Annotated in this window: 23 protein-coding genes and 1 pseudogene; 5 read left to right on the top strand and 19 right to left on the bottom strand. The window is 64.4% G+C overall.

Translation table 11 applies throughout. The annotated features are described in order from the left end of the window. Position 1: 1 nt before the first annotated feature. The 5 genes from erpA to NZL82_RS17010 all read right to left on the bottom strand — a co-directional run bounded on the left by erpA (position 2) and on the right by NZL82_RS17010 (position 5,310). Positions 2-340, bottom strand: a complete 339-nt coding sequence (gene erpA / locus NZL82_RS17030; RefSeq protein ID WP_261270944.1) for an iron-sulfur cluster insertion protein ErpA — start codon at positions 338-340, stop codon at positions 2-4. Between the two features lie 182 nt (positions 341-522). Further along, positions 523-1,269 carry a M23 family metallopeptidase gene (locus tag NZL82_RS17025; protein ID WP_261270943.1) on the bottom strand — a complete coding sequence of 249 codons (747 nt, stop codon included), beginning with the start codon at positions 1,267-1,269 and terminating at the stop codon, positions 523-525. Positions 1,270-1,356: 87 nt separating this feature from the next. Continuing rightward, entirely contained in the window at positions 1,357-2,184 is an 828-nt protein-coding gene (locus tag NZL82_RS17020; RefSeq protein ID WP_261270942.1) for a ferritin-like domain-containing protein, read from the bottom strand. Beyond that, positions 2,181-2,639 carry a peroxiredoxin gene (locus tag NZL82_RS17015; RefSeq protein ID WP_261270941.1) on the bottom strand — a complete coding sequence of 153 codons (459 nt, stop codon included), beginning with the start codon at positions 2,637-2,639 and terminating at the stop codon, positions 2,181-2,183. Before NZL82_RS17015 ends, NZL82_RS17020 begins: the two co-directional genes overlap by 4 nt. Positions 2,640-2,643: 4 nt before the next feature. Next, complete coding sequence (locus tag NZL82_RS17010; protein ID WP_261270997.1) at positions 2,644-5,310, bottom strand: bifunctional [glutamine synthetase] adenylyltransferase/[glutamine synthetase]-adenylyl-L-tyrosine phosphorylase; 2,667 nt, start codon at positions 5,308-5,310, stop codon at positions 2,644-2,646. 114 nt (positions 5,311-5,424) lie between these two features. Here NZL82_RS17010 and NZL82_RS17005 point away from each other — a divergent pair, with 114 nt between their 5' ends. After that, positions 5,425-5,616, top strand: coding sequence for a hypothetical protein (locus NZL82_RS17005; protein WP_261270940.1), 192 nt, complete (start codon positions 5,425-5,427; stop codon positions 5,614-5,616). On the opposite strand, the gene NZL82_RS17000 is transcribed toward NZL82_RS17005, so the two are convergent. The 4 genes from NZL82_RS17000 to NZL82_RS16985 all read right to left on the bottom strand — a co-directional run bounded on the left by NZL82_RS17000 (position 5,595) and on the right by NZL82_RS16985 (position 8,011). Next, a complete protein-coding gene (locus NZL82_RS17000; RefSeq protein ID WP_261270996.1) occupies positions 5,595-6,191 on the bottom strand; it encodes a bifunctional 2-polyprenyl-6-hydroxyphenol methylase/3-demethylubiquinol 3-O-methyltransferase UbiG in 597 nt (198 codons plus the stop codon). The genes NZL82_RS17005 and NZL82_RS17000 overlap by 22 nt on opposite strands. A gap of 73 nt (positions 6,192-6,264) precedes the next feature. Next, entirely contained in the window at positions 6,265-6,903 is a 639-nt protein-coding gene (locus NZL82_RS16995) for a sigma-70 family RNA polymerase sigma factor (RefSeq protein WP_261270939.1), read from the bottom strand. 106 nt (positions 6,904-7,009) lie between these two features. Continuing rightward, positions 7,010-7,147, bottom strand: a complete 138-nt coding sequence (locus NZL82_RS16990) for a hypothetical protein (RefSeq protein ID WP_261270938.1) — start codon at positions 7,145-7,147, stop codon at positions 7,010-7,012. Positions 7,148-7,210: 63 nt separating this feature from the next. Next, complete coding sequence (locus tag NZL82_RS16985) at positions 7,211-8,011, bottom strand: response regulator (protein WP_261270937.1); 801 nt, start codon at positions 8,009-8,011, stop codon at positions 7,211-7,213. Between the two features lie 222 nt (positions 8,012-8,233). Between NZL82_RS16985 and NZL82_RS16980 the strand changes: the two genes are divergently transcribed. From NZL82_RS16980 to NZL82_RS16970, 3 genes are all read left to right on the top strand, one after another. Further along, a complete protein-coding gene (locus tag NZL82_RS16980; protein WP_261270936.1) occupies positions 8,234-8,431 on the top strand; it encodes a NepR family anti-sigma factor in 198 nt (65 codons plus the stop codon). An 11-nt stretch (positions 8,432-8,442) separates the two neighbouring features. Continuing rightward, on the top strand, positions 8,443-10,029 hold the full coding sequence (locus NZL82_RS16975; protein ID WP_261270935.1) for a sensor histidine kinase: 1,587 nt from the start codon (positions 8,443-8,445) through the stop codon (positions 10,027-10,029). A gap of 264 nt (positions 10,030-10,293) precedes the next feature. Next, positions 10,294-10,428: an entericidin A/B family lipoprotein gene (locus NZL82_RS16970; RefSeq protein ID WP_007405456.1), complete on the top strand. Its 135-nt coding sequence runs from the start codon at positions 10,294-10,296 to the stop codon at positions 10,426-10,428. Positions 10,429-10,693: 265 nt separating this feature from the next. Here the strand turns inward: NZL82_RS16970 and tatC are convergent, their stop codons facing one another. The 8 genes from tatC to argS all read right to left on the bottom strand — a co-directional run bounded on the left by tatC (position 10,694) and on the right by argS (position 17,321). Continuing rightward, on the bottom strand, positions 10,694-11,479 hold the full coding sequence (gene tatC / locus NZL82_RS16965) for a twin-arginine translocase subunit TatC (RefSeq protein WP_261270934.1): 786 nt from the start codon (positions 11,477-11,479) through the stop codon (positions 10,694-10,696). Next, a complete protein-coding gene (gene tatB / locus NZL82_RS16960) occupies positions 11,476-11,901 on the bottom strand; it encodes a Sec-independent protein translocase protein TatB (protein ID WP_261270933.1) in 426 nt (141 codons plus the stop codon). Before tatB ends, tatC begins: the two co-directional genes overlap by 4 nt. Positions 11,902-11,930: 29 nt before the next feature. Next, entirely contained in the window at positions 11,931-12,167 is a 237-nt protein-coding gene (locus tag NZL82_RS16955; protein WP_261270932.1) for a Sec-independent protein translocase subunit TatA, read from the bottom strand. Between the two features lie 141 nt (positions 12,168-12,308). Beyond that, positions 12,309-12,929: an SMC-Scp complex subunit ScpB gene (gene scpB / locus NZL82_RS16950; protein ID WP_261270931.1), complete on the bottom strand. Its 621-nt coding sequence runs from the start codon at positions 12,927-12,929 to the stop codon at positions 12,309-12,311. Continuing rightward, the gene (locus NZL82_RS16945) at positions 12,926-13,648 is read right to left on the bottom strand and encodes a ScpA family protein (protein ID WP_261270930.1); all 723 of its coding nucleotides are present in this window, start codon (positions 13,646-13,648) and stop codon (positions 12,926-12,928) included. The genes scpB and NZL82_RS16945 overlap by 4 nt, the downstream gene beginning before the upstream one ends. A 141-nt stretch (positions 13,649-13,789) precedes the next feature. Further along, positions 13,790-14,794: a glycoside hydrolase family 3 N-terminal domain-containing protein gene (locus tag NZL82_RS16940; RefSeq protein ID WP_261270929.1), complete on the bottom strand. Its 1,005-nt coding sequence runs from the start codon at positions 14,792-14,794 to the stop codon at positions 13,790-13,792. Positions 14,795-14,847: 53 nt separating this feature from the next. Continuing rightward, positions 14,848-15,588 carry an SPOR domain-containing protein gene (locus tag NZL82_RS16935; RefSeq protein WP_261270928.1) on the bottom strand — a complete coding sequence of 247 codons (741 nt, stop codon included), beginning with the start codon at positions 15,586-15,588 and terminating at the stop codon, positions 14,848-14,850. Continuing rightward, a complete protein-coding gene (gene argS, locus NZL82_RS16930; RefSeq protein WP_261270927.1) occupies positions 15,588-17,321 on the bottom strand; it encodes an arginine--tRNA ligase in 1,734 nt (577 codons plus the stop codon). The genes NZL82_RS16935 and argS overlap by 1 nt, the downstream gene beginning before the upstream one ends. A gap of 232 nt (positions 17,322-17,553) precedes the next feature. On the opposite strand from argS, the gene NZL82_RS16925 reads away from it, so the two are divergent. Continuing rightward, the gene (locus tag NZL82_RS16925) at positions 17,554-17,850 is read left to right on the top strand and encodes a hypothetical protein (RefSeq protein WP_261270926.1); all 297 of its coding nucleotides are present in this window, start codon (positions 17,554-17,556) and stop codon (positions 17,848-17,850) included. A 428-nt stretch (positions 17,851-18,278) separates the two neighbouring features. On the opposite strand, the gene NZL82_RS16920 is transcribed toward NZL82_RS16925, so the two are convergent. Both NZL82_RS16920 and NZL82_RS16915 read right to left on the bottom strand, forming a co-directional pair. Next, positions 18,279-19,160 carry a hypothetical protein gene (locus NZL82_RS16920; RefSeq protein WP_261270925.1) on the bottom strand — a complete coding sequence of 294 codons (882 nt, stop codon included), beginning with the start codon at positions 19,158-19,160 and terminating at the stop codon, positions 18,279-18,281. 95 nt (positions 19,161-19,255) lie between these two features. Then, positions 19,256-19,363: pseudogene (locus tag NZL82_RS16915) on the bottom strand (IS5/IS1182 family transposase); the annotation flags it as partial.

The raw sequence follows: 19,363 nt of genomic DNA, 5'->3' as shown, positions 1-19,363 counted from the left end.
GTCAGACCGAGAAGCTGGTGCCGCAGCCGCAACCCGAAGCCGCGTTGGGGTTCTTCACCTGAAACGCCGCGCCGCCGAGCGATTCGACATAATCGACCTGTGCGCCCCGCACGAGGTCCAGACTGATGCTGTCGACGACCAGCGTGACGCCATCGGTCCGGGCGATCGCATCGTCATCGGCGGGGGCATCGGCCAGGCCGAATTTATACTGGAAGCCGGAGCAACCGCCGCCCTCGACCGACAGGCGAAGAATGGCGGGCTTGTTCTGCCGCTCGGCGATCGTCGCGACGCGCGCCGCGGCGGCCGGGGTCAGCGCGATTTCGGAAATGCTGGTGGCCATAGGGTTCAGATAGGCGCGGGTGGCGAGAGGGGCAATCCCGGTCGCACTATTCCTCCCCTTGCCAGACGGAAGTCGCACCTCGCTGAACGGATAAGGGGTGTCAACGCCCGCGAGTTTCCCCTCGCGAGCATCGACACCCCTTATTCAAGCTTCGCTGCCCCCTTTCGGGAGAGAATTATCCGTCAGTCCTGCGCGGCGGGGCCATCGGTGGAAACGGGAATTTGGTGGATCGCATGATCCTGCGACGCGGTGAGATAGTCGCCAGTGGTCAGGAAGGGGACCGGATTGACCGCATGGCCGTCCATACGGACTTCATAATGGAGGTGCGGGCCGGTCGAACGCCCGGTCGAGCCCATCAGCGCGATCAATTGGCCGCGCTTCACCCGCGTGCCGTCGGCAACCAGGATTTTGGAGAGATGGCCATAGCGGGTCGCAATGCCCTTGCCATGATTGACCTCGACCAGATTGCCATAGCCGCCCTGCCAGCCCGCATGATCGACGATGCCGTCGGCGGTGGCATAGATGGGGGTGCCGACCGGGCCGGGAATATCGACCCCGGCATGCATCGCGGCGGTGCCCCGGAACGGGTCCGAACGGATGCCGAAATTGCTGGTGAACTGAAGCTTCTCGACCGGATGGACCGATGGGATCGCAATCACGCCCTTTTGCAGCGTGTCCATCTTCTTCCAGGTCTGGAACAGGGTGCGGAACTGCTGGTCGGTGCGAAGGTCGGCCGAAGCCTCGCTGCTATTGGCCGGAATGAACTCACCGCCGACAGCGGTCGGGGCATGGTGCGGTGCCTTGGGGCCTATGGGGGCCGAGGAAGCCGCGAGCGCGGCGTTGCCGGTCAGCGCGATGACGGCGGCGGTGGCAAGGACGGATCGGGCGCACGAGGCAATCGATTTCCCCGAGAACTGAAGCTGCTTCATCGAACCCCGACATGCTTACGCCGAGCGCCCCCGCAGTCGGGTTTGCCGGCTTTGTCCCATCCAATCCTGTTTCGCAGCCCCACCGCGTTACAGACGCTCAGCTTGTGCCTGTCCGGGTTCCATGTCCGCAAGGGGTTCGTAGAAATCGCGCGTCAAACCGGCTGACTCGCGCGCCGAAACGTTGAACGGTGGCTTAACCGCCCCGCGGAAATGGCGGCGGACCAGCATCTGCCAATGCGCGGCGGGTTCGATATCATGCCCGGCGGCCAGATAGCCGAACCATTTCGCGCCGAAACCGACATGGCGAATCTCGTCGGTATAGATGCGGTGCAGGATACGCGCCGAGGCCTCGTCGCCACCGCCGCGAAAGCGGGCCACCGTCTCCGGCGTCACGTCCAGCCCGCGCGCCTCCAGCACCATCGGCACGATGGCCAGCCGCGCCATCGCATCGTGCGCGGTCTCCTCGGCAGCCTCCCACAAGCCGGCATGGGCGGGCAGTTCGCCATAGCCCGACCCCAGGGTCCGCAGGCGTCGGTGGAGAACCGCGAAGTGCATCGCCTCATCCGCGCCCACCGAAATCCAGTCGTCGACGAAGCTACGCGGAAACTGTTCGCCGAACCGCCCCGCGGCGTCAAAGGCCAGGTCGATCGCCGAAAATTCGATATGCGCCAGCGCATGGAGCAGCGCGATCCGTCCCTTTTCCGATCCCCCTCGCCCCCGCTTTGGCATGCGGTTGGGGGGCAGAAGCTCGGGCCGATCGGGGCGCCCCGGCGAATCGGGCATGGCGGCGTCGAACCGATGGGCCAGCGCCCCCCGCCGCCAGGCCCGCGCGGTCGCACGCGCCAGCCGGACCTTGGCGAGCGGATCGCTCTCGCGCAGCACCGCCGCGCAGGCCGTGGCGATCGATCCCGTCATGAAAGCGCGCGCGCCGCCTCCAGCACCGCCTCGGCATGACCGGGTACCTTCACCTTGCGCCAGCTTTGCACCAGTCGCCCATCGCGGCCGAACAGGAAGGTCGCGCGCTCGATCCCCATATAGGTCTTGCCGTAGAGCATTTTCTCGCCCCACACGCCGAACGCCTCGCACGCCGCACCGTCCTCGTCGCTTGCCAGTTCGACGGTCAACGCATGCTTCTCGGCGAATCTGCGGTGCTTAGCGGGACTGTCCTTAGACATGCCGATCACCCGCACGCCCGCATCCGCAAAAGCGGGGGCGAGTGCGGTGAAGTCCTGCGCCTCGCGGGTGCAGCCGCTAGTGTCGTCCTTGGGATAGAAATAGACGACCAGCGGCCCGGCCAATTCTCTCAATGCCAATGGCTCACCCGCCGCCGTCGTGACCGTCACCGCCGGGATCGCATCGCCCTGTTCCATCGCCCTATCCTCCTTGCCAGACTTGCGAGACCTCCTGCCGCGTCGCCTCCAGCGTGGCAACCACCGCGTCCCAATCGGGCAACCCCATAGCCCGCGCGATCAGCGGGCGGGTCGGCTCGGGCGGTTCCTGGCCATCGGGCACCAGCAATCGAAAGGCGACCAGCGCACGGGTCAGCACGTCATGCGCCCGCGCCATGCCCGGCGGCATCAGCCCCTGCCCCACCAGCGCCGCGATCGCTCGGCCCAGATCGGGGTCGAACCCGGCCCGATGGGCCAGTTGCGTGCGGTGCACCGCGAACTCCAGATCGACCAGTCCGCCCGGCACCAGCTTGACGTCGAGCGGCCCCTGCGGCGGTTTGTGCCGCGCCATTTCGGCCCGCATCTCCCCCGCCTCCGCCACTACGTCCCGCTCGGGTCGGTTGCCGTTCAGCACATCGGCAATGACGGCCGCGACCGCCTGGCGCGCCTCGACCGAACCGAAGATGGGCCGGGCGCGGGTCAGCGCCATATGCTCCCAGGTCCATGCATCCCGACGCTGATAGCCGGCGAAGCTCGCGACCGAGACGACCAAAGGCCCCTGCGTTCCCGATGGCCGGAGCCGCGTGTCCACCGGATAGAGCGGCCCCGCCTGTGTCGGCACCGACAACGCCGCCGTCACCCGCTGCGCCAGCCGGTTATAATATAGCGTCGCGCCCAATGGCTTGGGCCCGTCGGACTCGGCGGAAAACTCGCCAGTGAAGAGATAGACCAGATCCAGGTCCGACGCATGGGTCAGCGCCGCTCCCCCCATCCGCCCCAGCGCCAGGATGACGAGTTCGCTGTCGGGCACCCGGCCATGCGCGGCGACGAATTCGTCCACCGTCGCCTGGGTCAGCACTCCCACCGCCGCCTCGGCCACGCGGGCATAGCCGCCCGCGACCTCCAGCGGATCGGCGCGGCCCGCCACGATCTGCGCGCCCAGGGCGAAGCGCAATTCGCCCACCACGCGCCGGACATGGTCCAAACGATCCTGATAGTCCTGCCGCGCCTCACCCCCGCGCATCGCCCGTTCAAGCAACGGGACCGCCGGCACCGGATCGAAGGCGGAGGCGTCGATCAATCCGTCGAGCAACGCCGGACGACGCGCCAGCTCGGCGGACAGGGGGGCCGCATGGCTGAGGATCGCGACCGTCAGGCTGGCGAGTCCGGGCCGCGCCTCCAGCAGGCGGAAGATGTTGATCGCGCTCGTCATCCGCTCGAACAGCGAATCGAGCTTCAGCAACGCCGCGTCGGGGTCCGGGGCCTCGCCCAGCGCCTCGACCAGAGTCGGCAGCACGGCGTCCAGCGCTTCGCGAGCGGCCGGACTGCGCAGCGCGGCATAGTCGCCGCCACGCCACGCCGCGATCCGCCGCGCCGCTGCCTCCGTATCGCGAAGCCCCGCCGCAATCAGCCGTTCGTGGAGCAACACCGGATCATGCGGCAAGCGCGGTCGCTCATCGGCGTCGAGCGCGTCGTAGAACCGCCCGACCTGCGCCGTTACCGGCGCCAGCATCGCGACCAGCGCATCCCCATCCGCCAAGCCGTGAAGCTGCGCCACACGGGTCAGACCATCACCCAGCGGCAGTTGATGCGTCTGGCGATCGTCGATCATCTGCACGCGATGTTCGATCGTGCGGAGCAGGACATAGGCGTCGGACAATGCCGCCGCCTCCCCCGCATCGATCCGCCCCGCCTCGGCCAGGCGGGCCAGCGCATCGCGGGTGGCAGGCGCACGAAGCGCGGGATCGCGTCCGCCATGGATCAGTTGATGGATTTGCGCGAAAAACTCGATCTCGCGGATGCCGCCGCGCCCGCGCTTCAGATCATAGCCGGGCCCCATGGCCTGCCCCTGGGCATGGTGATCGCGGATGCGCCGGGTAAGATCGCGAATCTCTCCCACCGCCCCGAAGTCGAGCGCGCGCCGCCACACGAACGGACGAATCGCGTCGAGAAAGCGCTGGCCCAACGCCACGTCCCCCGCCGCCGCTCGCGCCCGGATGAACGCAGCCCGCTCCCAGGTCAGCGCTTGGCTTTCATAATAGGCGATCGCGCCCTCGACCGGGATCGCGATCGGGGTCGCCTCCGGCGAAGGTCGCAGGCGAAGGTCGACGCGAAGCACATAGCCATCGCCATCGCGCGCCTGGAGCAGTTCGACGACCCGCTTGCCGATTCGCACCGCCGCCTCTTCGGGCTCCTCGCGCGCGCGACGCGGCAATGTCTGGGGGTCGAAGATCAGGATCGGATCGATATCGGAGGAATAGTTGAGTTCCCGACTGCCCTGCTTGCCAAGCGCGATGGCGGCGAATCCAACCGGCTCCGCGCCCGGCGTCCGCTCCTCGATCGCCGCGCGGATCGCGCGGGTCAGCGCTCGGTCGGCAAAGTCGGTCAGCCGGTGCGTGACCTGTGTCAGGTCGTACAACCCCGCCAGATCGCCCAGCGCCACCGTCAGCGCGAGCGCCCGCCGCTCCCGACGCAGCGCCGTGGCGACCGGAAGATCCGGGTCGACGGGAATGGCTGTCGGCAACCGCCCTTGCTCCGCCAGCCGCGCAATTTCGGGTTCCCGATCCAGAAGCATGGCGAGGAATGGCGAATGGCGTCGGGCACGACCGACAGCGTCGGGCAGGGTCGCGAATGGGTCGGTCACCGGGGGCATATTCATTCCCACCGTCTATCCCAACGGCATAGAATGGACCAAGCCTTTCCAAATCATTACGAAGATCGCTTCATAATAATTTGAACCTGTCAAGCCATAGATCGTTATGATCGTATGACGAGTACAGAGCCTTGGACCAGCGACATCCGCTTCGTTCCCGCGCCGCGCCGCGTGGACGATATTGGCTTCGCGTTGCGCTCCGCCTTTTCGGAGCCTTCGCGGCTGCCCGATCCCTGGGTTCGGTTGCTCGCACGGCTGGATCGTGTGTGCGGCGTGGCGAAAGCCTATTCGCCGGAGAACGGTTGATCCTCGGATCGGGTGGCATGGCAATAATGATTGCCGCCCTCATCGCGATAGCTGCCTAGAACCGAACAGCCCGCATTTGTCAGTATGCGGCTATATTCTGCTTTGCCCAGCGAACAAGATCGGCGCCCCGTCAGGCTATCATCCCAATGGCAGGGTATTTCCGGTGCGCTGAACAGCAGATGGCCTCCCGCTTTCATGGCCTTTGCGATCCGCAGCAGCACTTCGCCTTGTCGGTCCTCGGGTAGAAGGAACAGAAGGCCGATCGCGGCGATCCCCTCGAACTTGCGATCGAAGAACCGGCTGGTCTCGGCCGGTTCCTCGGCGGCAAAAGCTCCCGGCACGTTGCGACGGAAGGCTGCGAGCAACGTCGGCGAGGGATCGACGCCATGAACGGAAAACCCGGCATCGCTGAGCGCTCGTGCGACCGGAAGGCCGGTCCCACAGCCGACATCGAGAATCGCACCGCCGGTTGGGATATGCGTCGCCCAGTGGAGGACGACGTTGCGGCCTATATCGGAGCGGAGCGCGGCGAACCGCCCTGCCGCGCCTTCCCAACCGAAGGACGGATCATTCATCGCCACGGCCGGACACAAAAAGACCGCCCCAACCCGGTGGCCGAGGCGGTCGGAACACCATGGCCGGCAGAATTTACCGCCCGCCGCTCAACTGATCGACATCGCCCATGATGCTGTCGAGCGCGGTCTTGCTGCTGTCGGTTTCATGCTCGCGACGCGAGGGCAACGAGCCTTCGGTCAGGATCGCCTCCAGCGCGACGCGGCCCCGCGCGACGCGGCTCTTGATCGTGCCGACAGCGACATTGCAGATTTCCGCCGCCTCCTCATAGGCGAAGCCACCCGCGCCGACGAGGATCAGCGCCTCGCGCTGCGGCTGAGGCAAGTGCATCAACGCGCGCTGCATATCGCCCAGTTCGACATGGCGATCCTGGCTGGCAGGCGCGGCGAGGATGCGGTCGGCGACCAGATCGTCCCACTCGCCCTTGAAGCGCGCGCGGCGCATCTGCGACAGATAGAGGTTGCGCAGGATGATGAAGGTCCAGGCACGCATATTGGTGCCCGCCTGGAACCGCTTGCGCGCGGCCCACGCCTTGAGCAGCGTTTCCTGCACCAGATCGTCGGCCAGATCGCGGCTGCCCGATAGCGAGCGGCCAAAGGCGCGAAGATGCGGAATCACGCGAGCCAGTTCCGCCTTGAATTCGGAGTCGGGCAACGCGACGTGTTCGACGGGTGCGTCGTCCTCGATTTCGTCCCGAGTCAGTGGCTGCGTCATGAAAATCCGATCGTCGGAAGCGGCCGAACACACGACCGCTTCGAAATATAAGGTACCGGCCCAGAAATAGCCAGTCGTGTCAGAGCCCTGATCGGGCGACCTCGCGTCAGCGCAACACCAGAAAGGCGAAGATCACGATCACGAGGACCAGCGATATGGGCAGGATGTACCGCGTGACATGCGGCGTCGATCCTGCCCGGGCATCCTCTTTGGCGACATGAATGGGTTCATTGGGATCAGCCATGTCAACCTCAACGCCTGTAAACCGTTTTGGGTCCGTAACCGAAACGCGTTGCCGTTAGAGACCTTATTCGGCGGGAATGGTGGTCTGATCGAAGAACAGAGCCTGGCTGATCGCCGCCTTCACGGTCGAACGCTGGAACGGCTTGGTGATCAGGAAGGTCGGCTCGGGCCGCTCGCCGGTCAGCAGGCGCTCGGGGAAGGCGGTGATGAAGATCACCGGCACCTCGAACTCGGCCAGAATGTCCTTGACCGCATCGATGCCCGAGCTGTCGTCGGCGAGCTGGATGTCCGCCAGGACCAGACCCGGACGATCTTCCATGGCGAGCGCCACGGCCTCGTCGCGGGTCACGGCGACGCCGGTCACTTCATGACCCAGATCGCGCACGATCGTCTCGATATCCATCGCGATGATCGGCTCGTCCTCGATGATCAGGACGCGGGCGCGGGTCTGCTTCTCGATCTCGGCCAGCGCCTCGGACACCAGCGCCTCGACCTCGCTCGGCTCGACATCGATCAGATAGGCCGCGTCTTCGGGCGTGAAGCCTTCCATCGCGGTCAGAAGCAGCGCCTGACGCGACAGCGGCGTCATCCGGGCCAGACGCGCGCGGGCGACGCCCTCATTGCCTTCGGCATCGATGCCTTCTCGGTCCAGTTCGTCATAATTGGCCGACGACCAGATGCCCTGGAACATACGGTAAAGGCCGAGGCGCGGATCGACTTCGCGCGGAAACTGGTCGGGGGCCGCGACGATCGCTTCCAGCGTGGCGCGAACATATTTGTCGCCGTGCATCTGGCTGCCCGTCAGGGCCCGGCCATAGCGCCGCAGAAAGGGAAGATGGGGCGCAAGCTGCTGTCCAAGCGACATGGGTAATAATCACTCCCTGAGGTATTCGCGGTGACTCATGTGCTGGCCCCCGCGCCGGTTTTCAATGCCGTTTCCCGAAATCCCCTATGGCCGAGCCGGATCGAACCGGCCGTCGGTTTTTTCGTATCGCATCGGGAACCAACAAGATCGAATTTGGTTTCATCGCCACATCAACTATGGCTCTTGGCGTAACGCCGACCGGCGGCGCCATACTGCGTCGACATGTCGGTTGCCCCGCTTGGTGGGTCGTTTCAGGGGGATATTTTGAGTTTGGGCAACAAGACGAAGCAGACGCCGTCATCCGCACCCCAAAAGGGTGGCGAGAAGGATGCGGGCTCGGCACTTCGCCAGGCGTATCAAAAGACCGTCAACGAAAAGATTCCTGACGAGATGCTTGACCTTCTCAGCAAGCTGGATTGACGTCCGGCCGCATGGCCAGTGCCCCTCCCCAAGAGACCGAGGCTGTCGAACGCCTCCGCCCCGCCCCGCCCCGCCTGACGACGGGTGCCAAGCTGGTGCTCGTGCTCGGCGGCACCCTGCTGATCCTGGCCGCCATCGCGGTCTTCGCCACGCTCCAGACGACAAGACTTGCCGATAGCGAGGCCAGCGGCCGGTTGCGGATCGCCGCTAATGAGGATGCGCGCGCCATCGCTGCCGAATTGATGGGCGACATGACCGCGCTGCGCGTCGCGGTGCGCGCCATGGGCCAGGACCCGCTCGACATGCCCAGTTGTGCGCGGGCGCAGGGCGTCTTCGCCCAGCAATCGCTGACCGGCGCGCGATTCCTGATCACCGATCGCTCGGGACGGACGCTGTGCGGCGTGCCCCTGCCCTCCGCCGTGCCGATGCCTGTCGACGGCTCCCCGATCGGCGCCGACATTTTGCCCGGCAACGGATTGGTCCTGTCGGTCGCGCATCAGGGTGGCCGGGCCCAGGCGCGTGCCTTCTTCCCATTGCCGTTCCTTCAGTCGCTGATCGAACAGAATAATCACAGCGACCCGATCGTCTCCGCCCTGGAGCTGGACGGCGAATCGCTGCTGCTGGAACAGGGCGAGAAGCGCGGGCCGCTGGAACGGGTGAAGTCGATACGCACCGAGTTGGGCATTGCCGGTCTCGTCCTGCGCACATCGGCCCCCAGTGCGCCCATCACCTCCTCGCTGATCGTCGCCCTCGCCCTTCCGCTGCTGATGTGGCTGGCGGCAGTATTGATCGGGTGGTTCGTCGTCGACCGTCTGCTGATCCGCCCGTTGCGCCAGTTGCGGGGGATCGTCGCCGCCTATCAACCCGGCGAGGTTCTCGACATCAGCCGGGTCGAGGCCGCACCGGCGCAGGAAATCCGCGATCTGGCCGATACCTTCGAGGCGATCACCCGGACCGTGGCCACCCATGAGGCAGGGCTGGCCGAAGGGCTGGTCCGCCAGACCAAGCTGACACGCGAGGTCCATCACCGCGTCAAGAACAACCTTCAGGTCATCTCCAGCCTGATCAACTTCCATGCGCGCGGCGCGACCGGGCCGGAGGCGATGGCCGCCTATTCCTCGATCCAGCGGCGAGTCGACGCGCTGGCCGTGGTACATCGCCATCACTTTGCCGAACTGGAGGAAAATCGCGGGTTGAACCTGCGGACCATGATAGGCGAGCTGGCGGCCAATATTCGCGCCACCGCGCCGGAGAATGCCGCCGGGATCGGCATCTCGCTCGACGTCGCGCCCTTGCTGGTCAATCAGGACGTGGCGGTCGCGGTCGCCTTTCTGGTGACCGAGACGATCGAACTGGCGATGAACTGCGACCCTGCGGCCCAGATCCGCGTCGCGATCAAGCCGGCCGAGCAGGAAGGGCGCGCGGTCGTCCGGGTCGTCTCGCGCGCGCTGGTGGAAACCGACGAGCTTCGTCACCTGATCGGCAAGCGCTATGGCCGGGTGATGGAAGGGTTGGCTCGGCAGCTTCGCGCACCGCTGCATCACGATCCGTTGACCGGCGCTTATGAGATTGCCGTACCGATCGTCGGGCGCGACTGAATTTTTTCGAAAAAGATTCGCGATTGCGGGAAAATGCCGGGAACCGACCGCCCGGCGATGGGTTCTGCTCTTCGGATAGCGAACTTATGCCCCCCCGCTCTCGCTGTCCAAGCCATAGGCCTGGAAGCGTCCACCCTCCCCCCCCGGTGACGCTTCCAGGCCTTAATCTTTTTTAAGCGACAGCCTCCGTCGTCCGTGACAGCACCGGAACGAATGCCGTGTTGAGGCATTGGGCCGAGACGGATTTCGTAGAGGAGACAGAGAATGCGTAAGCTCATGGGTCTGGCGATCGTCGCCGGTGCGTTGTTGGTCAGCGCCTGCAACACCGTAGAGGGCGTGGGCCGCGACGTCAGCTCGGCGGGCAACACCGTCGCCAAGACGGCGGACGACGCCAAATAAGCCACTCACCCGGCTGAACGGCAAAGGGTCTCGACGGACAGCGTCGGGGCCCTTTTCCTTTTTCGGGAGCCTTCGGGGGTGGGCGATGTTCGAGGGCTCTTCCCATGTCTTTCGACGTCGCTCAGGCGGAACAGCGCGACGCGGAGCGCTCATGCCCCCAAAAGTCGTTCAGCCCGAGCGACGTCGAAGGCCAAGCCCCGCTCTCATCACAAAGAAAAAGGGCCCCGACGTTTGTCGAGCCCCTTTTCAAAAAAAACCGAGGCGATCAAGCCGTCGCGTCGGCTTCCTCGTCCGGCAGCTGCTTTGCCCGCGAGCGCTCGGTAAACCAGATGCCGATGATCGCCAGCTCGTACAGGATGATCAGCGGCACCGCGAGCAGCACCTGCGACATCAGGTCCGGCGGCGTCAACACGGCCGCGATCGCCGTCGCCGCCACGATCGCGTAACGCCGCGCGCCGATCAGCTGCTTGCGCGTGACGATCCCCGCCCGCTCCAGCAGCATCAGCAGCACCGGCAGCAGGAACGCCAGACCGAAGGCGAAGAGGAACTGCATGATGAACGACAGATAGTTGCCGATGGCGGGCAGCGCCTCGCGCCGCACGCCGCCGACCACGCCGTCAAAGCCCAGCAGGAAGTGCAGCGCCATCGGAATGGCAATATAATAGGCCATCGCCGCGCCCATCAGGAACAGCACCGGCGTCGCCAGCAGGAAGGGCAGCAGGGCCCGCTTTTCCTTGCGATACAGCCCCGGCGCGACGAATTGCCACAGTTGGTTGGCGATGACTGGGAAGGCGATCATCACCGAGGCGAAGAACGCCACCTTCACCTGAACGAAAAAGGCCTCGAAAATCTCGGTATAGACCAGCTTGCCCTGCCCCGCCGCGAGCAGCGGCTTGGCAAGGAAGCCGAAGATGGACTCCGAGAAATACATCGATACGCCGAAGCCCAGGGCGATCGCGACGATGCAATAGAGCAGGCGCCGGCGCAGCTCGATCAGATGGTCGAGCAAGGGCGCGCGGCTGGCGTCGATCTCGTCATGATCGTCGCTCACGACGCCGCCCCCTCATTGGGACGCGGGGCATGAGGTGCGGTCTCGACCGGCGCAGCGGCGACCACGGGCTTTTCGACCATGACCGGTTGGTCGCTATGGTCCCCATGCTCCGTCCTTGCCCCGTCCTGGACGGTGGCCTCGGAAGCGGAAGGCGTGTCGACGAGCGGGGAAGTGGGCGGCGCGTCGGCGGCATGTTCACGCATGATGCGCTCATTTTCCGCCGCCCAGCGCTTTTCCATTTCTTCCAGCTCGGCCTCGCGCACCATATTGTCGAAGCCCTGCCGGAACTGCCGCGAGACGCCACGCGCCTTGCCCACCCAATAGCCGACGACCCGCATCGCCTTGGGCAAATCCTTGGGACCGATCACGACCAGCGCCACGATGGCGACCAGCAGGAACTCACTCGAGTCGATGTTGAACATGGAGATCCGGTGTTAGAAGGCGAACCGGATCAGCGATCGTCGCGCACGCGCTCGCCATCGCGGTCGAAGGCGGGCTCAGCCGACTTCTGCGCCTCGATGCGGGCGGACGGCTTGGCGTGCGTCTCGTCTTCCTCGGCCATGCCCTTCTTGAAATTCTTCACACCCTTGGCGACATCGCCCATCAGGTTGGAGAACCGGCCACCGCCGAGCAGAAGGATCGCGACGACCGCGAGGACGAGAAGGTGAATCGGGCTGAAGCTGCCCATGGCGCGTCTCCTAGGAATCTATAGTCTATCTAGGCCTTGGCATCGCCAGCGGCAATGGTTGAGCGATGCGAACGGCCGTCAGCGGACATGCCAAAGCCGTGGCAAGGCATTGTGACGCGGCCATGACGCAAAGGAAAGCGATCAATCGGCCTTCCGGGCTTCGCCTTGCGACTCCGCCGGGTTGTCGGGCAGGTCGTCGTCGCCCATTCGCTCCAGCGCCAGATCGACAGGATCGAGCAGGCCCGCAGCCCGCAAATCCTCGATCCCCGGCAGGTCGCGCCGACTGGTCAGCCCGAAATGCTGAAGGAAGGCGGGCGTCGTCGCATAGATGAGCGGCCGCCCCGGCACCTCGCGTCGACCCGCCGGACGGACCCAGCCCGCCTCCATCAGAACGTCCAACGTCCCCTTGGAAATGGCGACACCGCGAATGGCCTCGATCTCCGCGCGGCTGACCGGTTCGTGATAGGCGATGATCGCCAGCGTCTCGATCGCGGCGCGCGACAGGCGACGCGTCTCCTCCCGGTCGCGCCGAAGCAGATGCGCCAGATCGGGCGCGGTCTGGAAATGCCAGCGATCAGCCCGCCGGACCAGCACGATGCCGCGCCCGCGATATTGCGCTTCCAGCGTCTCGAGTGCCGATCGTATGTCGCCGCCGCGCTGGCCGACGCCGACATGCGCGCGGATCGAATCGATCCCCATCGGCTCGGGCGAGGCGAACAGCACCGCCTCCACCGCCCGAACGGTCGGGTCGATCCCGCTCATGCCGGTTGCCGGATCATCAGCGGGGCAAAGGGTGCGGCCTGGCGCAACTCGACTTTGCCCTGTCGTGCGAGTTCGAGCACCGCGAGGAAGCTGGAGGCGAGCGCGGATCGCCTCAACCTCTCGCTGCCATCGGGCAGGAAGGTTTCGATCGCGGACCACTCCACCCGGCTGCCGACCAGCATCGAGACCCGTTCCAGCGCGGCCTCCAGCGTCATGACCTGCCGATCCGCCACGACATGCATCACCGGGCGCGTCCGGGCATTGATCCGGCCATAGGCGGCAATCAGATCATAAAGCTCCGCCTGCCACATCGCCTTGCGCTGTACCGCCAGCCCCTCGGGCGCGCCGCGCGGGAAGACGTCGCGGCCCAGCCGGTCCCGCGCCATCAGCCGCGCCCCCGCTTCGCGCATCGCCGCCAGCCGTTCGAGGCGGAGTTGCAGGCGCAGCGCCATGTCTTCCGGATCAGGCTCTTCCTCCGGCTGGCGCGGAAGCAGCAGCGAGGATTTGAGATAGGCCAGCCACGCCGCCATTACGAGATAATCGGCGGCCAGTTCCAACTGCATCCGCCCCGCCCGATCGACGAAGCGCAAATATTGTTCGACCAGAGCGAGGATCGAAATCTGTCGCAGATCGACCTTTTGCGAGCGGGCCAGCGACAGCAGCAGGTCCAGCGGCCCTTCCCACCCCTCCAGATCGAGCGTCAGCTGTTCCCCCGTCATGATGCGGGACCCTAGCGGCGATATGGGTGGAACGCGAGATGGGGGCGACCGACAAAATCCCCTCTGTCGCCGCTGGAAGGTGGCATCGCGAGGCGATGACGATGGAGCGCCGCCCCCCGCGTCGGCGGAAGGATCGGCGGCTTACCCCGCCAGCGCCAGCAGGGCGTCGCGACGGGCGATCAATTCGGCAAAATCCCCCTCGCCCGCGCCGACGCTCGCCATGGCGCGGTCCAGGCGCATGCGGGCCGCGTCGCCGATCGCCGGGACGCGGCCCGCAATCTCGACCATCTCGTCCATCCGCGCCCAGCAATCGAGAACCACATCGCACCCGGCCGCCAGCGCTCCCGCCGCCTTTTCGCCCGCCGTGCCGCTCAGCGCCTTCATGTCGATGTCGTCGCTCATCAGCAGGCCGTCAAAGCCGATCCGCCCCCGGATGACGCGATCGATCACCACCGGCGACAGGGTCGCGGGACGATCGGCATCCCAGGCCTCGAACACGATATGGCTGGTCATGCCCATCGGTGCGCTGGCCAGCGTACGGAAGGGTTCGAGATCGACCTCCAACTCTGCCTCGCTCGCGGTGACGGTGGGGAGGAGATGGTGCGAATCGACCAGCGCGCGTCCATGGCCGGGCATGTGCTTGACCACCCCGACCACACCCGCCGCCGCCAGCCCCTCCAGCATCGCGCGACCCAGCGCGGCGACCTGCATCGGCTCGGCCCCATAGGTCCGACAGGCGATTGCCTCGGTCGTATCGGCCTGCGCGACATCGAGCAGCGGCGCGCAATCGACGGTGATACCCACCTCGCGCAGCATCAGGCCCAGTGCCTGTCCATTGGCGCGCATCGCCTGGATCGCCGACATGGGTGCGGCCTCGTACAGTCTGGCGAAGACCGGACCGGCGGGAAAAGCGGGCCAGTGGGGCGGCTTCATGCGGGCGACGGGGCCCCCTTCCTGATCAATCAGGATCGCCAGATCGTCGCGCCCCGCCAGCGCGCGCAATGCGTCGGTCAGCGCCCGCAACTGCACGCGATCGACGATGTTGCGCTTGAACAGGATATAGCCCGCCGGTTCGACCGACGCGAAAAAGGCGCGCTCGTCGGGGGTGAGCACGGGGCCCGACAGGCCGAAAATGACGGGGATCATGGATGCACACTCCGGCCCCCCGCCCGCCGATGCGGACCGGGGGGCGTGATCGATCAGCTCGCGACGAAGCAGCTTTCGCCCGCCACGCGCAGGCGACCGCAAATGTCGGCGGCCTGGTTGGCCGACCCGGCGTTCACGCGCAGGCGGTACAGGGTCTTGCCGTTCGACGCGACCGGCTGAACCACCTTGCCCAGCGCCGCGACATAGGAAAAGCGCTTGGAGAAGCGATCCCAGGCCGCATTGGCCGAGGACTCGCTGGGATAGGCGCCAAGCTGCACCATCGCGCCGCTGCCGGTCGGAGTGGCGGCGGGGGCACGGGCGGCTGTGACGGGCGCGGGAGCGACCAGCTTGCCGCCCGATTCGGGTACCTGCGCCACCGCGTTGCGGCCGCCATTGGGCTCGGCAGGCTTCTGGACGACGCGCGTGCCGTTCATCGGCGCTTCGGGCACCGCGCGCAGATCGATCGCGCCATTGCCACCGGGCTTGCCCGCGCTGGTGGCGATGGCCGTATTGCCCTCGCCCTTGACCTTCAGACCGCCCGGATCGGACGGACGGACCTTGTAATCGCCTTCGGGCGCCGTGATCAGCGCGCCACCGCCATCCGCCGCCGCGCGATTGGCCTGCCACTTGTACAGGCCGAAGCCGATGGCGGCGAGAAACGCCAGGCCCAATATGACCAGCGCCACGACCTTGCCGATGGCAACCCCCTCCGGCTCGTCCGGCTCGACCGTTTCCAGCCAGGGAAGACGATCCTCGTCCTGGTCATAGCCGCGCAGGTCCATCTCGTTCGCCATCACTTCATCTCCGAAACCGCTTCGACACCCATGAGCGCCAAACCGTTACGAATGATTTGCCCGATCCCATCGCTGAGGAAAAGACGCGCACGCGTGACGTCGGGATTCTCCGCGATCAGGAAGCGGCGATCGGGGCGATCGTTGCCGACATTCCACGCCGCGTGGAAGGCAGCGGCCAAGTCGTAAAGGTAAAAGGCGATTCGGTGCGGTTCGCGCGCCGCCGCCGCCGTCTCGACGATGCGCGGGAATTGCGCCGCCAGCTTCACCAGACCCAGATCTTCCGCATCGAGCAGCGACAGATCGGCGGCACCGCCATTCTCAAGGCTGATCCCCGCCTCGGCCGCGCGGCGCTTGAGCGAGGCGATGCGGGCATGGGCGTATTGCACGTAGAAGACGGGATTGTCCTTCGACGCCTCGACCACCTTGGCGAAGTCGAAGTCCATCTGCGCGTCGGCGCGGCGGGTCAGCATGGTGAAGCGCACCACATCCTTGCCGACTTCGCGCACGACATCGGCCAGCGTCACGAAATTGCCCGCGCGCTTGGACATCTTCACCGGCTCGCCGCCACGCAGCAGGCGGACCATCTGGACCAACTTGACGTCGAACTTGGTCTTGCCGCCGGTCAGCGCCTCGACGGCCGCGACGATCCGCTTGACGGTGCCCGCATGGTCGGCGCCCCAGATGTCAATCAGCTGATCGGCGGTCTGCGCCTTCTGATAGTGATAGGCCAGGTCGGCACCGAAATAGGTCCAGGCGCCGTTCGACTTCTTGATCGGGCGATCCTGATCGTCGCCGAACTGGCTGGAGCGGAACAGCGGCAACTCGACCGGCTCCCAATCCTCGGGCGTCTCGCCCTTGGGGGCCTCCAGCACGCCGTCATAGACCAGACCGCGCGAGCGCAACTCCGCCTCGGCGGCTTCGGGCTTGCCCGCCGCCTGCAACTCGGCCTCGGAGGAAAACAGGTCGTGATGGATGCCCAGCAGCGCCAGATCCTCGCGGATCATCGCCATCATCGCCGCCACCGCGCGGGTGCGGAACAGGATCAGCCATTCGCTCTCAGGCGCCGACACGTAACGGTCGCCGAACTCGGCGGCCAGCGCCGCGCCCACCGGCTTCAGATACTCGCCCGGATACAGGCCTTCGGGAATTTCGATCGTCTCACCCAGCGCCTCGCGGTAGCGGAGATGCGCCGAGCGGGCGAGCACGTCGACCTGGCCGCCCGCATCGTTGACATAATATTCGCGGATCACCTTGTGACCGGCAAACTCCAGCAACGTGGCAAGCGCATCGCCCACCACCGCACCGCGGCAATGGCCCATATGCATCGGGCCCGTCGGATTGGCCGAGACATATTCGATATTGACCGTCACGCCATTCCCGCGCGTCGAGCGGCCATAATCGCCCGCAGCCTGCGGGATCGCGGCCAGCTCGTCGCGCCATGCCGCATCGGTCAGCCGCATGTTGAGGAAGCCTGGCCCCGCGACCGACACGCTGTCCACTTCGTCCAGCTTGCCCAGTTCGGCGGCGATCGCCTCGGCCAGTGCGCGCGGGTTCGTGCCGGCGGGCTTGGCCAGCACCATCGCCGCGTTGGTGGCGAGATCGCCATGCGACGCATCGCGCGGCGGCTCGACCGTCACATTGCGGCGATCCAGCCCGCCGGGCAGCGTGCCGGCGGCGACCAGCGTGTCCAGCGCCGCATCAATATGCGCGGCAAAGCGGGTGTAGAGGGTCATCACATCGTCCGATCGGGGTAGCAAAGCGTTGCGCTCTAGCGAAATCGGAGCCTCGCTTCAAATCATGCCTTGGCCGCCGCACGCAGCGATTGCGCCGAATGCAATTGCCCTGAAACCCTTTGCAGTTGCGGCTCATGCTGCGATGCAATAATTCGGTATACGAAAGTTAAGCGCGAAAACGCGCGAGAGGACCTGATCCGGCTCCACGCCCTATAGCGAGAGAGTTTCGATCATGCGCAAGACCATCCTGATCCTGGCCGCTGCCGTTGCCGCCGTCCCCGCCGTTGGCGCAATCGCCTCCGAAGGCGAACAGCGCTTCGTCCATGAGGGCAGCACCTATGTCTACACCCGTTCGACCGAGAACGGCCATGCCGTCATCGAAGGCCGCCGCTATCCCGGCGCCGAGCCGTTCCGCTTCGTCGTGAAGGGCCACCGCGTGACCGGCACGACCGGCAACACCCAGGTCGCCTTCACGACCGACGAAGCCCGTGGCGCACTGGGCGCGGGCGTCGAGACCAGCGCTCGCTGATCTGCCTTACGGCTTGAGAGAAACGGCTCGTTCTTCCGATGGGAAGAACGGGCCGTTTTCTATTCGGGGCTCCCAGCGAGTGTCCCGCTTTACACCCGTCTAAATGTTCGTCGACATAGAAACACCGAATCCTTCCCGGCAGTATTTCCGATCACATTTTGCATGTTGCTAAATCGGTTCAGCCTGAGCCGGAGCCAGCGTTCCGCCACGTTGAAAGATTGCAAGTTCGGGTCTTATGCGTGACCAGCGCCGAAGCAAGGGATCAATGTGCGAATACCCCTCCGCAATGCCCATGCCCGTATAAAGGGCAACAGGCGTTTTCCCATCCTCATAAATGATAGTATCTGCCGCCATAGGATGCCAGAGATGTTCCAGCCCCCCACTTAAGATTGCAAAAGATTCCGCGATATGACTACGAGCACCCTCAATTAATTTGACGTGCTCAAAGGACATCCCACTGATATGAACGGCAAAACGTCTGAAATCGTAAGAAATCTCGCAAATCCAATTGGATGATATTTGGGATTTAGATTTGACGATAAACATTCCAGATATATCACAGAAAGAAATGATCCGGTCAGATAATGCGATCTAATCAATTTATCGTCGACACCGTCAATCCAATCACCTCTAATTATCCTACCATGTATAAAAGATTCGAACATGTCGAAGACAGCAGAAGCAGCCGAACTGTCAGCGTCCATCTCCAACGCTCGCCTCGTCAGCGCCTTGTCTTCATCATTCTCTGCAAATTTTAGAAATTCCGTAGAGTTTAAAAAATCAAAATGGCCATGCAAGATATGAGCATACTCATGTGCTATGATATGCATAAGTGCGGCTTGGAATATGGTCATATGAACATATCCCGATATCACTTCTGAGATATTTTCAGGATAAAAAGCAATATCTTTCGCAATATCAAGAAGATACTTCCCCTTATAATCGCGATTAATTACTTTCTGTTCAGCGTTTACGAATTTTGCCAGAGGCTCAAGCGTTTGAACTCGCGCGCATAAATTCGCAAGATAGCAAAATGCGTCGTGATCAATAAGAATAACAAAATCATCATTACCAAGGCAAGAAACCTGAAAAGGCGAGTAGTTTTTGCCAGCAACAGCAAATTTTACATTACCGCGAATTTCTGCGAATGTAAAAAGTCCGTTAATTATCTCATTTACTTGAGAAACTATTCCTTCAAATTTCTGGACCGCTTCATTCTCATTATAGATATATTGAGCGCCGGAAAGCTTAGCGCCTCCGGCACTCAGCTTTTGCACAAGCGAGTCCGAAGCATAGTTATGATATGCCATGGCTCATCTTATAAACTCGAGTGCAAAAGATTACTACAATATTTATCGCTTTACCTAGTTGTAAGTTACAATTTGCTAGGGTCAGGACTCGTTGATCACAGCCAGAAGATGACGGTGGCAGCGAGGGTGATGGCGGAAAAGAAGGCGGTAGGGCAGCGATCGTATCGGGTTGCGACGCGGCGCCAGTCCTTGAGGCGACCGAA

Source organism: Sphingomonas sp. LC-1, from assembly GCF_025371035.1.
Taxonomy (GTDB): Bacteria; Pseudomonadota; Alphaproteobacteria; order Sphingomonadales; family Sphingomonadaceae; genus Sphingomonas; species Sphingomonas sanguinis_E.
Note: the sequence above shows the minus strand (reverse complement) of the source record. Positions and strands in the feature narration are given on the sequence as shown.

Bases quoted from the DNA above. Each gene is read 5' to 3' on its own strand.
- erpA (WP_261270944.1), bottom strand. From the start codon at position 340: ATGGCCACCAGCATTTCCGAAATCGCGCTGACCCCGGCCGCCGCGGCG.
- NZL82_RS17025 (WP_261270943.1), bottom strand. From the start codon at position 1,269: ATGAAGCAGCTTCAGTTCTCGGGGAAATCGATTGCCTCGTGCGCCCGA.
- NZL82_RS17020 (WP_261270942.1), bottom strand. From the start codon at position 2,184: ATGACGGGATCGATCGCCACGGCCTGCGCGGCGGTGCTGCGCGAGAGC.
- NZL82_RS17015 (WP_261270941.1), bottom strand. From the start codon at position 2,639: ATGGAACAGGGCGATGCGATCCCGGCGGTGACGGTCACGACGGCGGCG.
- NZL82_RS17010 (WP_261270997.1), bottom strand. From the start codon at position 5,310: ATGCCCCCGGTGACCGACCCATTCGCGACCCTGCCCGACGCTGTCGGT.
- NZL82_RS17005 (WP_261270940.1), top strand. From the start codon at position 5,425: ATGACGAGTACAGAGCCTTGGACCAGCGACATCCGCTTCGTTCCCGCG.
- NZL82_RS17000 (WP_261270996.1), bottom strand. From the start codon at position 6,191: ATGAATGATCCGTCCTTCGGTTGGGAAGGCGCGGCAGGGCGGTTCGCC.
- NZL82_RS16995 (WP_261270939.1), bottom strand. From the start codon at position 6,903: ATGACGCAGCCACTGACTCGGGACGAAATCGAGGACGACGCACCCGTC.
- NZL82_RS16990 (WP_261270938.1), bottom strand. From the start codon at position 7,147: ATGGCTGATCCCAATGAACCCATTCATGTCGCCAAAGAGGATGCCCGG.
- NZL82_RS16985 (WP_261270937.1), bottom strand. From the start codon at position 8,011: ATGTCGCTTGGACAGCAGCTTGCGCCCCATCTTCCCTTTCTGCGGCGC.
- NZL82_RS16980 (WP_261270936.1), top strand. From the start codon at position 8,234: ATGTCGGTTGCCCCGCTTGGTGGGTCGTTTCAGGGGGATATTTTGAGT.
- NZL82_RS16975 (WP_261270935.1), top strand. From the start codon at position 8,443: ATGGCCAGTGCCCCTCCCCAAGAGACCGAGGCTGTCGAACGCCTCCGC.
- NZL82_RS16970 (WP_007405456.1), top strand. From the start codon at position 10,294: ATGCGTAAGCTCATGGGTCTGGCGATCGTCGCCGGTGCGTTGTTGGTC.
- tatB (WP_261270933.1), bottom strand. From the start codon at position 11,901: ATGTTCAACATCGACTCGAGTGAGTTCCTGCTGGTCGCCATCGTGGCG.
- NZL82_RS16955 (WP_261270932.1), bottom strand. From the start codon at position 12,167: ATGGGCAGCTTCAGCCCGATTCACCTTCTCGTCCTCGCGGTCGTCGCG.
- scpB (WP_261270931.1), bottom strand. From the start codon at position 12,929: ATGAGCGGGATCGACCCGACCGTTCGGGCGGTGGAGGCGGTGCTGTTC.
- NZL82_RS16945 (WP_261270930.1), bottom strand. From the start codon at position 13,648: ATGACGGGGGAACAGCTGACGCTCGATCTGGAGGGGTGGGAAGGGCCG.
- NZL82_RS16940 (WP_261270929.1), bottom strand. From the start codon at position 14,794: ATGATCCCCGTCATTTTCGGCCTGTCGGGCCCCGTGCTCACCCCCGAC.
- NZL82_RS16935 (WP_261270928.1), bottom strand. From the start codon at position 15,588: ATGGCGAACGAGATGGACCTGCGCGGCTATGACCAGGACGAGGATCGT.
- argS (WP_261270927.1), bottom strand. From the start codon at position 17,321: ATGACCCTCTACACCCGCTTTGCCGCGCATATTGATGCGGCGCTGGAC.
- NZL82_RS16925 (WP_261270926.1), top strand. From the start codon at position 17,554: ATGCGCAAGACCATCCTGATCCTGGCCGCTGCCGTTGCCGCCGTCCCC.
- NZL82_RS16920 (WP_261270925.1), bottom strand. From the start codon at position 19,160: ATGGCATATCATAACTATGCTTCGGACTCGCTTGTGCAAAAGCTGAGT.